General features: G+C 60.5%; 9 protein-coding genes. 2 read left to right on the top strand and 7 right to left on the bottom strand.

Features of this window, described 5'->3' with window-relative positions:
* Positions 1-26: 26 nt before the first annotated feature.
* Entirely contained in the window at positions 27-710 is a 684-nt protein-coding gene (locus tag AC3WTM_RS16600) for an isochorismatase family protein (protein WP_008049795.1), read from the bottom strand.
* 93 nt (positions 711-803) lie between these two features.
* Positions 804-1,670, bottom strand: a complete 867-nt coding sequence (locus tag AC3WTM_RS16595) for a pirin family protein (protein WP_102672675.1) — start codon at positions 1,668-1,670, stop codon at positions 804-806.
* A gap of 104 nt (positions 1,671-1,774) precedes the next feature.
* Here AC3WTM_RS16595 and AC3WTM_RS16590 point away from each other — a divergent pair, with 104 nt between their 5' ends.
* Entirely contained in the window at positions 1,775-2,683 is a 909-nt protein-coding gene (locus tag AC3WTM_RS16590) for a LysR family transcriptional regulator (RefSeq protein WP_102672674.1), read from the top strand.
* 269 nt (positions 2,684-2,952) lie between these two features.
* Complete coding sequence (dkgB, locus tag AC3WTM_RS16585) at positions 2,953-3,756, top strand: 2,5-didehydrogluconate reductase DkgB (RefSeq protein ID WP_102672673.1); 804 nt, start codon at positions 2,953-2,955, stop codon at positions 3,754-3,756.
* A gap of 3 nt (positions 3,757-3,759) precedes the next feature.
* Here the strand turns inward: dkgB and AC3WTM_RS16580 are convergent, their stop codons facing one another.
* From AC3WTM_RS16580 to mgtA, 5 genes are all read right to left on the bottom strand, one after another.
* Complete coding sequence (locus AC3WTM_RS16580) at positions 3,760-6,987, bottom strand: transporter substrate-binding domain-containing protein (protein ID WP_102672672.1); 3,228 nt, start codon at positions 6,985-6,987, stop codon at positions 3,760-3,762.
* The gene (locus tag AC3WTM_RS16575; RefSeq protein ID WP_102672671.1) at positions 6,988-7,614 is read right to left on the bottom strand and encodes a response regulator transcription factor; all 627 of its coding nucleotides are present in this window, start codon (positions 7,612-7,614) and stop codon (positions 6,988-6,990) included.
* 108 nt (positions 7,615-7,722) lie between these two features.
* The gene (locus AC3WTM_RS16570) at positions 7,723-8,124 is read right to left on the bottom strand and encodes an ANTAR domain-containing protein (RefSeq protein ID WP_102672670.1); all 402 of its coding nucleotides are present in this window, start codon (positions 8,122-8,124) and stop codon (positions 7,723-7,725) included.
* Between the two features lie 127 nt (positions 8,125-8,251).
* Positions 8,252-8,968: an MgtC/SapB family protein gene (locus AC3WTM_RS16565; RefSeq protein WP_102672669.1), complete on the bottom strand. Its 717-nt coding sequence runs from the start codon at positions 8,966-8,968 to the stop codon at positions 8,252-8,254.
* A gap of 63 nt (positions 8,969-9,031) precedes the next feature.
* Positions 9,032-11,746: a magnesium-translocating P-type ATPase gene (gene mgtA / locus AC3WTM_RS16560; RefSeq protein ID WP_102672668.1), complete on the bottom strand. Its 2,715-nt coding sequence runs from the start codon at positions 11,744-11,746 to the stop codon at positions 9,032-9,034.
* Between the last annotated feature and the right edge of the window lie 576 nt (positions 11,747-12,322).

Here is a 12,322-nt window from a genome sequence, read left to right as displayed (position 1 = left end):
ATTGGAAATCGGCGTGGGGTAACCGGTTAGCGCTGGGAGTCCAGCGCTTCGTGTTCGTTCGCCACTTGCTGGGCCTTGAGGTAGCTCTCGATCAGCAACTGATAATGCGGCATGGCCTGGGCGTAGACAGCGGCCCACTGCTCGGCGTCCGGGCGGTTCCACGAGCCCTGCAGCTCAGAGAGCGTCGCCATGATGTCGATCGGCACCACCCCGGCCTGGGCCAGACGGGCAACGGTCAGATCAGTGGCCAGTTTCGAGTGGTTGCCGGAGGCGTCGACCACGGCAAACACCTTGTAGCCCTCATGCACGGCGGCGATGGACGGGAACGCCAGGCACACGCTGGTCAAGGTGCCGGCAATCACCAGGGTTTTCTTGCCGGTGGCTTTGACCGCCGCGTGAAACTCCGGGTTGTCCCAGGCGTTGATTTCACCTTTGCGCGCCACGTACTGCGCATGGGGCGCGGCCTCGTGAATTTCCGGGATCAACGGCCCGTTCGGCCCCTGGGGAACGGAAGCGGTGGTGATCACTGGCATCTTGAGCAGGGTCGCGGCCTTGGCCAGGGCAATGGCGTTGGCGCGCAATTGGGGCACGTCCATGTCCTTGACGATCTGGAACAGTCCGCTCTGGTGATCGATCAACAGCATTGCGCTGTCATTGGGGTCGATGGTCGGTTTCTGGCCGTTGAAGTTGGCGGCGTAGACAGTGTTCATGTGCGTTTCCTCTTTCTTTTGGGCAACAGCCATCCCTGGCCTGAAAACCGGCCTACTCATCCTGTGTAGAGTCGGGTGTTAAAGCGTTGCGAACTAAGCGTGCATCCGGCCGAAGTGACCGGACTGGAAGTCGGCGAAGGCCTGGTGGATTTCTTGCTCGGTGTTCATCACGAACGGCCCGTGGCCGACGATCGGCTCGTCTATCGGTTCGCCGCTGAGCAACAACACCACCGCGTCTTCGCTGGCTTCGAGGCTCACCTGATCGCCCTTGCGGTCGAACAGGGCCAATTGCCCCTGGCGCACCGATTCCAGGCCGTTGACCTGAACCGTGCCACGCAGAACCACCAGCGCGGTATTGCGCCCTTCATGCAGGTCAAGGGTGAGCAACTTGCCGGCATTCAAACGAATGTCCCACACGTCGACAGGGGTGAAGGTGCGCGCCGGGCCCTTGTGACCGTCGAACTCTCCGGCGATCAGGCGCAGGCTGCCGGCGTTGTCCTTCAAGGGGATGCTCGGGATGTCACGGTCGAGAATCGTCTGGTAGCCGGGGTCGGCCATTTTGTCCCTGGCCGGCAGGTTGACCCACAGTTGCACCATCTCCAGGGTGCCGCCGCTCTTGGAGAAACCTTCGGAGTGAAACTCTTCATGCAGGATCCCCGAGGCAGCGGTCATCCATTGCACATCGCCAGGGCCGATCTTGCCGCCACTGCCGGTGGAGTCCCGGTGCTCCAGTTCGCCCTTGTAAACGATAGTCACGGTTTCGAAGCCACGATGAGGATGCTGACCAACGCCACGCCGTTCGGTGGTCGGGGTGAATTCAGCGGGGCCGGCGTGATCCAGCAACAGGAACGGGCTGATGTGCCTGCCCAGGTTGTCGTAGGAAAACAGCGTACGAACCGGAAAACCGTCGCCAACCCAATGGGTCCGTGGACTGGTGTAGATACCGATGATGTTTTTCATGGTGTCTCCTGATGAGGTGGGTGAAGCCATGGACAAAGCTTAAAACCGTGACCTTTGCTGCGCTAGACTGCAAAAATCAGCTTTAGCGTTCTATTTGGAGAACGATGGTGGAAGACCTCAACACCCTCTACTACTTCACCCAAGTGGTGGAACATCACGGTTTCGCCGCGGCCGGCCGGGCACTGGACATGCCCAAGTCCAAGCTCAGCCGACGCATTGCCGAGCTTGAAGAACGCCTCGGCGTGCGCTTGCTGCACCGCACCAGCCGGCACTGCTCATTGACGGAAATCGGCCAGGCCTATTACCAGCGCTGCCTGGCCATGCGGGTGGAGGCGGAAAGCGCCGCCGAACTGATCGAACGCAATCGCTCCGAGCCTCAGGGCCTGGTGCGTGTCAGTTGCCCGACGGCGCTGCTCAATTCCTGGGTCGGGCCGATGCTGACCCGCTACATGCTCAAGTACCCGCTGGTGGAGTTGTTCATCGAGAGCACCAACCGCCGGGTCGACTTGATCCATGAAGGCTTCGACATTGCCCTGCGGGTACGTTTCCCCCCGCTGGAAAACACCGACATGGTGATGAAGGTGCTGGGCAACAGCACCCAGAGCGTGGTCGGTAGCCCCGCCTTTTTATCGCGCCTGTCGACACCGGCTTCCCCGGCCGACCTCAGCGGCTTGCCGAGCCTGCACTGGGGCGCGGCGCAGCGCGAATATCAGTGGGAACTGTTCGGGGCCGATGGCAACACCGCGATGATCCGGCATGCACCGCGCATGGTCACCGATGACCTGTTGGCGTTGCGCCATGCGGCGGTCGCCGGGATCGGCATCGTGCACCTGCCCAGCGTGGTGGTGCGTGATGAAATCGCTGCCGGGCAACTGGTGGAACTGGTGCCGGGCTGGGCACCGAAAAGCGGTGTCATCCATGCGATCTTCCCCTCGCGTCGGGGCCTGCTGCCTTCGGTGCGCACGTTGATCGATTTTCTTGGGGAAGAATTCAGCCGTAGTGATATTGCTTAAGGGCGGGGTAAGGCTTTGGACCGAGTGATGGCTATCGCGAGCAAGCTCGCTCCCACAGGAATTCACTGCGTCCACAGCATTTGTGTACGACCCGAATCATTGTGGGAGCGAGCTTGCTCGCGATGGCGTCAGACCAGACACCTTCAATACATCGGTCTGACCCGATTCTTGATTTCCGGTAAACATTGCTTTGCCGCTCCAGCGGTTTTTCTCACGGATGCAGGCGCCGATACTCCCGCCCATCCCCACTGCAACCTCTGGAGTCTTCAATGTCTATTCCCGCTTTCGGCCTGGGTACGTTTCGCCTGCAAGGCCAGGTGGTCATCGATTCGGTGAGCACCGCCCTGGCGCTCGGCTATCGGGTGATCGATACCGCACAAATCTACGAGAACGAAGCCGACGTCGGCGAGGCTATCGCCGCCAGCGGCATCGCCCGGGAAGAGTTGTTCATCACCAGCAAGATCTGGGTCGCCAACCTGGCCGGTGATCGTCTGATCGACAGCTTGAAGGAAAGCCTGCGCAAACTGCAGACCGATTACCTGGACCTGACCCTGATCCACTGGCCGTCGCCGGACGATCAGGTGCCGGTCGAAGAATTCATGGGCGCCCTGCTCGAAGCCAAACACCTGGGCCTGACCCGGCAGATCGGCGTTTCCAACTTCACCATCGACCTGATGAAACAGGCGATCGCCGCCATTGGTGCCGAGCACATCGCCACCCACCAGATCGAACTGCACCCTTACCTGCAAAACCGCGAGGTCGTCGAGTTCGCACACAGCCAGGGCATCGGCATCACCTCGTACATGACCCTGGCTTACGGTGAAGTCCTCAAGGATCCGCTCATCCATCAGATCGCCGATCGACTGCACGCGACACCGGCGCAGGTCACCCTGGCCTGGGCCATGCAATCGGGTTACGCCGTGATCCCGTCGTCCACTCGCCGGGCCAACCTTGAAAGCAACTTGAAGGCTCGCGAACTGACCTTGAGCGAAGCCGACATGGCCTTGATCGCAACGCTGGATCGCGGCCACCGCTTGACCAGCCCGAAAGGCATTGCACCGAATTGGGATTGAGCCTCAATCCTGCTCCAGATGCCGGTCCAGGCGGGCCATGGCTTGCTGTAGCTGGTCGACGGCGTCGTCGATCATTGCCCCGCGGCCGTCATTGCACGCCTGCTCCAGCTGTTCGCAACACTCGACCAGGGCAAGCGCTCGCACCATCAGCGCCCCGCCCTTGATACGGTGTGCCAATTCCCGCAAGCCCGGGCGATTACCTCCGGCATGCAAGGCCAGTAAATGCACGCGATCCTCGCGGTTGCTCAGCGCCAGATCGTGCAACAGTTGATCGATCAGCTCACGGTCCGCATCCGCAAAGCGCTCCAGCCCACTCAAATCGAATTCGGCGACGCCATGGTCGTCAGTTGGCGTTGAGGGTGCGCTGGCAAACCGCTGGGCCAGCCACGCCTGCAAATCCACCAGGCGAATGGGCTTGAACAGGCAATCGTCCATACCCGCGGCCTGGCATCGGACCTTCTCCTCGGCCTGCGCATTGGCGGTAAAGCCCAGAATCAGCGTCGCCGACAGCCCCTGCACTCGCTCTAGCTCACGTATTGCACCCGCCAATTCGTAACCACTGAGCACCGGCATATTGCAGTCGGTGATGACCAGATCGAACCCTTGCCCGCGCCACTGCTCAAGCCCCTGCGCCCCATCTTCAGCCAGCACCACGCGATGGCCCAGGTAGCTCAGCTGCCGCGAGAGCAACAGACGATTGGCCGGATAATCGTCGACCACCAGAATCGACAACGCCCGGGTCGTGAGCTGCGCCGGATCCAGGGGCTTGTCCCCCGCGGGTAACGCTTGCAGGGCGGGCAGCACCAGGCTGATGTCCACCCGCGTCCCATGCCCAGGCTGACTGTCGAGTTGCAACCGGCCGCCCATCATTTCGCACAGGGTACGACTGATCACCAGACCCAGGCCGGATCCTTGCCGGGCGCTCTGCTGGTTGTTGCCCGCCTGCACGAACGGGCTGAACAGGCGCTGCTGGTCGAAAGCACTGATGCCGATGCCGCTGTCCTCGATCTGTACGCTGACGGCGAGGTGCGCCGGGGCTTGAGGTCGCACTCCCAGCGTCAGCTTCACCTGGCCTTCCCGGGTAAACTTGATCGCATTGCTCAGCAGATTGGACAGCACCTGTTTGAAGCGCGTGGGGTCGAGCATCACGTCACAGTCACTGTGCTCGTCGAGCTCAACCCGCCACTGCAGATTCTTCTGTACCGCCAGCCCTTCGAAAACCCGGCAGACCGACGTCACCAGCGCCTGCAGATTGACCCGCTCCGGCGCCAGCGACAAATGCCCTGATTCGATCCGCGCGACGTCCAGAATGTCGCCGATCAAATCCAGCAATTGCTGCCCGGCGTTGGACGCCACCTCGATGGCGGCGCGGTCGGTCTCCCCTTCATCGGCCCGTTTCAGCGCCAGTTCGAGCATGCCGATCAAGGCGTTCATCGGCGTGCGGATTTCATGGCTCATGGTGGCCAGGAACGTGGTCTTGGCCCGGTTGGCATCGTCCGCCGCGTCCTTGGCTTCCTGCAGTTGTCCGAGCAATTGCTGACGCTGGCGAATCTGGCGCCGCTGCCAGACGATCCCGGCCAACGCGAGCAACAGCAAGACACCCGCCACTGCAAACGCCTTCACGATCGCCTGCCGGTGTCGTAACCAGTAACTCTGCTCGACCATCGAGTCATAGCGCCAGGGCTGGGTCAGCTCGTCAATTTCTTCGGGAGGGATGCTCAACAGCGCCTTGTCCAGGATCGAATGCAGCTCGGTGGCCTCGCGACTGGTCGCCAGGGTACTTCGTGCAGGGTCGGTACCCACGGTGCTGGTCACTTGCAGGCGATCGCGATACTGCCGGGATATCAGGTAACGGGCACTGATCAAGGAGTTGATGCCGCCGTGGGTCTTGCCTTGGGCAACCATTTCCATGGCGTCCGTCGACAATGGTGCATCCACCAGCTGGATCAGCGGGTAATGCTGGCGAAGGTACTCGCCGACAATGTTGCCCTGGGTCAGTGCCAGGGTTCGCCCTGCCATGTCATCCAGCGTCCTGGGGCTGTCCGCGGCCACGCGGGTCACCAGCACCGAAGGGCTGCTCAGGAACGCCCGGGTGAACAGCAATTGATCTTCACGCTGGGAACTGAGGCCGATACCGGCCAGCACATCGATCTGCCCGCTCCTGATGCCGGTCATCATCTCGGCTACCGATTTCATGCCCCGGATGTCGAATTGCAAGCCGGTGCGCAAACTGATTTTCGTCAGCACATCGACGCCAATACCGCGGAACTTGCCTTCGCTGTCGATAAATGAAATCGGCGGAATGTTTTCGTTGATCGCGACCCTCACCCGTGGGTGGCGATCGAGCCAGCGTTGTTCGGCCACGCTCAATTGCAATGACTGGGTGCCGGGGATAGAAACCCCGTTTGCCCCCCAACGACGCAGGATGTTCATTTGTTCATTGGTGGTGATGGCCGCCAGCGCCTTGTTGACGATGCGCAACAGCGAATCGTTGTCGCGGGCCATCGCAAAGGCAAAACGCCCGGACTCCATGGGCGAGAAGTCCGTCAGGTGCACGTTGTTCAGATAATTTCTGCTGATCAGGTAATGGGCATTGATCGCATCGCCCAGGTAGACATCGGCCTGGCCGAAAGCCACGGCGCCCATCGCCGCCAATGTCGAAGGAAACAGCTGGACCTGCGCCCTGGAATAGAACTGTTGCACGCTGTATTCGGGCAGGTAGTGATACAGCATCACCAGCCGCTTGCCGGCCAGTGTCGGATCGAGCACCGGAGGGAAATCGGTGCGCGTGACCAGCACCGGTTGATCGACCGCGTACGCGCTGGACATCTGTAACTGTGGATCTTCGGCTTCAAATCGATTGGCCGTTCCCAGCAGATCTGCCTGCCCTTCCTTGATGGCCCGCACCGCGTCGGCCCGCGACGGATAACGTTGGACCTCAATGGCGACGTTCAGCAACTGTTCGAGCAAGCCGGCATAATCGGCTGTCAGGCCTTCGAACACCTTGCCCGCCGTGTTGAACTCGAAGGGGGGATAGTCCGGTGCCGAGACAGCCAGCACCAACCGGCCCTTTTGCTGTAGCCAGCGCGACTCGGTTTCCGACAACCTGACGCTCAGGCCTTCGACACTCGAGCGTCCCAACAGGGTCAACGATTGTTGTGCACAGACCGTCGATGCCCAGAGAAGAAGGCCGATCAGCACCGCACCTGCCAGTCGTCGGAGTGCGTTCATTCAGATCAGATGATTGCGCAGGGCGAAATCCCTCAAGTGCACCGACGAGCTCACGTTGAGCTTGAGGGTGAGTCGGGTCTTGTAGGTACTGACGGTCTTGTAGCTCAGGTGCATGATCTCGGCGATTTCCAGGTTTTTCGACCCCTGGGCCAGGTACTGCAGAATGGTCAACTCTCGATTGGAGAGTTTGTCGATCAACTGCTTTTCGCTGCGTTGCAACTCCCCCATCGACACGGAGCTGGAGGGAATCTGAGCGAAATAGGTGTAGCCGGCCATCACGCAATTCACCGCCGCCTTCAAGTCATCCAGATCCTTGCTCTTGCAAACATAGGCCACCGCCCCGGCACGCATGCAGCGGTCCTGATAGAACTGGGCCTCCAGCGAGGTGAACACCACCACACGGCATCGCATCTTTTCGGTCTTGATACGGTCCATCACCTCAAGCCCCGCCACACCGGGAAGGCCCAGATCAAGCAGCACGACATCCGGTTTATGCTCCCGGACCAACGTCAGGACCTTATCGCCACGGGAGGCCTCGTAAATCCGTTTGAACCCTTCGCCCTTGAGTACGAGTTTGATCATGGAGCGAACCACCGGATGATCTTCCACAATCAGTGCTGACTTCATGACATCTCCCGTGCAAACCAACACGATCGGGTAAAAAATACCCTCCAGGCACCGCAGCGGTTGGACACAACGCTGCGCATAGACTCTTGCATGGAAGGCTGGAAAGAACTACCTGACAGAAATGACAGTTCCGACGAACGGTAACCGACGATCGACAGCGCTCATCAGCTGCGTAATGGACACCAGGTCAGGCAGGGCAGTCCGGCTGACCTGGACGTTGCCCGCGGCTGGCGGCAACAGCACCTGCTGTTCATTGAAGATAAACGCGTGATGAACCTGCGGGTTGTCGGCAAAGAAACTCAACAGGTCCAGCCCTTCACTGGCCATCGCACCGTTGATAAGCACCAGGTCCAAAGGCTCGCAACCGTACTCCACCAGTGGAAGGAGCTCGTCGAGGCTCTGTACCGGTGCTACGCGAAAGTAGCCGAGCTGATTGAACAGCCGCTCGATCCGCAGGCGGTTGAAGTGCTGCGCATCGGCGATCAGGATGCGCAGGGATTTGTTCGGCATGGTGACCTCCAAAAGGATGTCGATTTCAAGAGGTCGCAAAGCCTACGGAAGACCTTCCTGGGTTTATGTAGGAATTTTCCTAAATAAATGCCGGTTAGTCTGACGCCTGCCAGGGAAACCTTTGCCTTTACTCCGTGGTACTCGGACTCCAGAACGCCTGTACCACCAGGGTCGAGGTCGAAATCCGTGCCACCAGCGCATCCAGCTCATCACCATCGACCGAAGTGGTGGCCAAGGTGGCTTCGATTTCAATTTCATCCGTGCCGAAGGCGTGCACATCGACATCGCTGGCCGGGTAGTTGCTGCGTTCCAGCTCGGCTTCGAGCAGGGCCAGCACGGTTTTCTGCTGTGTGCGTCGGGCGATGACGTAGACGATGTTGGTGACCTCCGCCGAAATCACATCCAGCGGCTGACGGTTGATGTTGTTGACGATCGGCCGCAGCAAGGTATTGGCCGCGAGCACAAACAAGGTGCCAAGCAGCGCTTCGGCCAGCAGGTCGGCACCGGCACAGGCACCAACTGCCGCCGAGGTCCAGAGTGTGGCGGCCGTGTTAAGACCGCGCACGTTGCCCTCTTCGCGCATGATCACCCCGGCACCGAGAAAGCCGATGCCGGAAACTACATAAGCTACGACCCGCACGGCACCTTCGGCACCGGCGAGACGGTTGGCCATGTCGACGAAAATCGCCGCGCCCACAGCCACCAGCACGTTGGTGCGCAGGCCGGCGGTGCGCTGCCGGTACTGGCGCTCGAAACCGATCAGGCCTCCGAGGATGAAGGCCGCGCTGAGGCTGACCAGGGTGTCGAGCAGGGAGGTCAGGTTGAGGTTGTTCAGTGCTTGCATGATGAATCCTTTGAAAAACACACGATCCCACAGGGCTTGCGTTGATTGGCCAGCCTCGCGGCTTTATTGCCAGCCAAACCGGTGAATGTAGAACCCCTTCACCGCCTGGGTCAGTGCCATGTACGCCAGCAGGATCATCGGCAGGAACACGAAATACAGCGAAGGCAACGCCTGCAATTTGAAGTAATGGGCCAACGGTCCCATCGGCAGGAAAATCCCCACGGCCATGATCAGCCCGGTCATCACCAGCAAGGGCATGGCCGCGCGGCTTTGCAGGAACGGAATCTTCGGCGTGCGGATCATGTGCACGATCAGTGTCTGGGTCAGCAGCCCGACCACGAACCAGCCGGACTGGAACAAGGTCTGGTGGTCCAGGGTGTTGGCATCGAACACGTACCACATCAAGGCGAACGTGGTGATGTCGAAGATCGAACTGATCGGCCCGAAAAACAGCATGAAGCGGCCGACATCCGCCGGCTGCCAGCGCTGGGGTTGCTTGAGCATTTCGTCATCGACGTTATCGAACGGAATGGCGATCTGCGAAATGTCATAGAGCAGGTTCTGCACCAGCAGGTGCATCGGCAGCATTGGCAGGAACGGGATGAAAGCACTGGCCACCAGCACCGAGAACACGTTGCCGAAGTTCGAACTGGCGGTCATCTTGATGTACTTGAGCATGTTGGCGAAGGTCCGGCGCCCTTCCAGCACACCCTCCTCCAGCACCATCAGGCTCTTTTCCAGCAGGATGATATCGGCCGCTTCCTTGGCGATGTCCACGGCGCTGTCCACCGAAATACCGATGTCGGCAGTACGCAGGGCCGGGGCGTCGTTGATGCCATCGCCCATGAAACCAACCACATGGCCGTTGCCCTTGAGCAGACGGACAATGCGCTCCTTGTGCGAAGGCGTCAGTTTGGCGAAGACGTTGGTGGTCTCCACGGCTTTCGCCAGTTCGGCGTCGCTCATGCGTTCGATGTCATTGCCCATCAGCAGGCCCAGTTGCTCCAGGCCGACTTCGCGGCAGATTTTCGCCGTCACCAGTTCGTTGTCGCCGGTCAGCACTTTCACCGCCACGCCATGGGCGGCCAGGGCCTTGATGGCCGGTGCGGTGCTTTCTTTCGGCGGATCGAGAAATGCCACGTAACCGATCAGCGTCAGTGCCTGTTCGTCGGCCAGGCTGTAGGTATCGCGGCCTTCGACCATTGGCCGTGCCGCTACCGCAACCACCCGCAGGCCCTCGGCGTTGAACGTGGCCGTGACCTGACGGATGCGCGCCAGCAGTTCTTCGCTCAAGGCCTCATCGACTTCGCCATGACGCACCCGCGAGCACACCGCCAGCACTTCTTCCACCGCGCCCTTGCAGATCAGCAAGGGCGGTTGATCGCACTCGGCGACCACCACCGACATGCGCCGGCGGGTGAAGTCGAACGGGATCTCGTCGACCTTGCGAAACGCCGTGCCGACCTTCAGTTCACGGTGGATCTCGACGTGTTCGAGCACCGCCACATCCAGCAGGTTTTTCAGGCCGGTCTGGTAGTAGCTGTTGAGGTAGGCCATTTCCAGCACGTCATCGGAGTCATGACCCCAGACATCGACGTTGCGCGCCAGGAAGATCTTGTCCTGGGTCAGGGTGCCGGTCTTGTCGGTGCACAGCACGTCCATGGCGCCGAAGTTCTGGATAGCGTCGAGGCGTTTGACGATGACTTTCTTGCGCGACAGGAACACCGCGCCCTTGGCCAGGGTCGAGGTGACGATCATCGGCAGCATTTCCGGGGTCAAGCCCACGGCGATCGACAGCGCGAACAGCAGCGCTTCGCTCCAGTCGCCCTTGGTGAAACCGTTGATGAACAACACCAGCGGCGCCATCACGAACATGAAGCGGATCAGCAGCCAGCTGACTTTGTTGACCCCGGTCTGGAACGAAGTCGGTGCCCGGTCGGTGGCGCCGACCCGCTGGGCCAGGGCACCGAAATAGGTGCTGTTGCCGGTGATGAGAATCACCGCCATGGCCGTGCCGGACACCACGTTGGTGCCCATGAACAGGATGTTGTCCAGGTCCAGGGGATTGAGCGTGTCACGGTCCTGCTGGCGCGGAAACTTTTCCACCGGCATCGATTCGCCGGTCATGGCAGCCTGGCTGACGAAGAGGTCCTTGGCGCTGAGCACCCGGCAATCGGCGGGAATCATGTCACCGGCCGACAGCACGATCAGGTCGCCCGGCACCAGTTGCCTGATCGGCAGTTCGATACGCTGCGCGCCGCGCTCCTCAGGGTCCCGGCGCATCACCGTGGCGGTGTTGCTGACCATCGCCTTGAGGGCATCGGCGGCCTGGTTTGATTTGGTTTCCTGCCAGAAACGCAGGAAGGTCGAGAGCACCACCATGGAGAAAATCACGATGGCGGCTTTCATGTCTTCGGTCAGCCAGGAGATGACCGCCAGCAACGTCAGCAGCAGATTGAACGGATTCTTGTAGCAGTGCCACAGGTGGGTCCACCAAGGCAGCGGCTGTTCGTGCTCGACTTCATTGAGGCCGTACTGCTCGCGCAGGGCATCAGCTTCGAGTTCGCTCAAACCATCGGTGTGACTGCCCAGGGTGTTGAACAATTGATCGGTGTCGCTGCCGGCAGCGGCCACCAGGGTTTGCGCCAGGGTGGGCGGGACTTCACGGCTGACCGTGGTGTCGGTGAAGGATTCCAGCAACGCCAGGCGACGGAAGTGCCGGGCGATGTGGCGGTTACGCAGGAAGCCCGCGAAGAATTCCTTGAGGTTAAGTTTCATGGCTGGTGCCCCTTTGGTCAGCCGGGAAACCGTCGAGCAGGCAGGTCCACGCCGCTGCCGCCGAAACAACCGGCAAAGCAAGGCCTGGCACGCCGGTCACGAATGACAGGCGTGTCGATAGAGCGGCGGCCACGACAAAAAAGTCGAAACCACGCACTGTTCAGCGTCGATGAGAGGGACGTCGGGACACGGCCGGGACGGGCCATGATCGGGATGCCGCTGCTCGCTTGTCGGCGAGACAACGGCACAGGAGACTGCGCGTTATCTTGCCGAGAAAATGCCGGTTACCGAGACCGGCCGACAACTGTCACTCGAACAAGTACCCACTGTGGGTCTCCGTAATGGATGAAAACGCGCGAAGCTTACGCCCCGATGTTTGGAGAGTAAACCTGTTACAAAAGCTTGCCGGGGGGAAATGCGGGGTTCTTCAGGAAGGGTTCAGGATTGAGTGTCTTGGGTGATTTCAGTGGCCCCATCGTCGGAACGCCGCCCGGACCAAGCTCCCACATCTATGGATCCCCCCATTTCTGCAATACTGGTTTTGATGCGTGTTTGGCTTGCTTTCATCTATCCGGC

The sequence above is a fragment of the Pseudomonas sp. EU05-FHT14B02 genome, from assembly GCF_058791055.1.
The sequence above is the reverse complement of the archived record's forward strand: the minus strand, read 5'-3'. Positions and strand labels throughout refer to the sequence as shown.

Excerpts from the sequence above, each read along its gene's own strand:
- AC3WTM_RS16575 (WP_102672671.1), bottom strand. The coding sequence starts at position 7,614 with ATGAAGTCAGCACTGATTGTGGAAGATCATCCGGTGGTTCGCTCCATG.
- mgtA (WP_102672668.1), bottom strand. The coding sequence starts at position 11,746 with ATGAAACTTAACCTCAAGGAATTCTTCGCGGGCTTCCTGCGTAACCGC.
- dkgB (WP_102672673.1), top strand. The coding sequence starts at position 2,953 with ATGTCTATTCCCGCTTTCGGCCTGGGTACGTTTCGCCTGCAAGGCCAG.
- AC3WTM_RS16595 (WP_102672675.1), bottom strand. The coding sequence starts at position 1,670 with ATGAAAAACATCATCGGTATCTACACCAGTCCACGGACCCATTGGGTT.
- AC3WTM_RS16600 (WP_008049795.1), bottom strand. The coding sequence starts at position 710 with ATGAACACTGTCTACGCCGCCAACTTCAACGGCCAGAAACCGACCATC.
- AC3WTM_RS16565 (WP_102672669.1), bottom strand. The coding sequence starts at position 8,968 with ATGCAAGCACTGAACAACCTCAACCTGACCTCCCTGCTCGACACCCTG.
- AC3WTM_RS16590 (WP_102672674.1), top strand. The coding sequence starts at position 1,775 with ATGGTGGAAGACCTCAACACCCTCTACTACTTCACCCAAGTGGTGGAA.
- AC3WTM_RS16570 (WP_102672670.1), bottom strand. The coding sequence starts at position 8,124 with ATGCCGAACAAATCCCTGCGCATCCTGATCGCCGATGCGCAGCACTTC.
- AC3WTM_RS16580 (WP_102672672.1), bottom strand. The coding sequence starts at position 6,987 with ATGAACGCACTCCGACGACTGGCAGGTGCGGTGCTGATCGGCCTTCTT.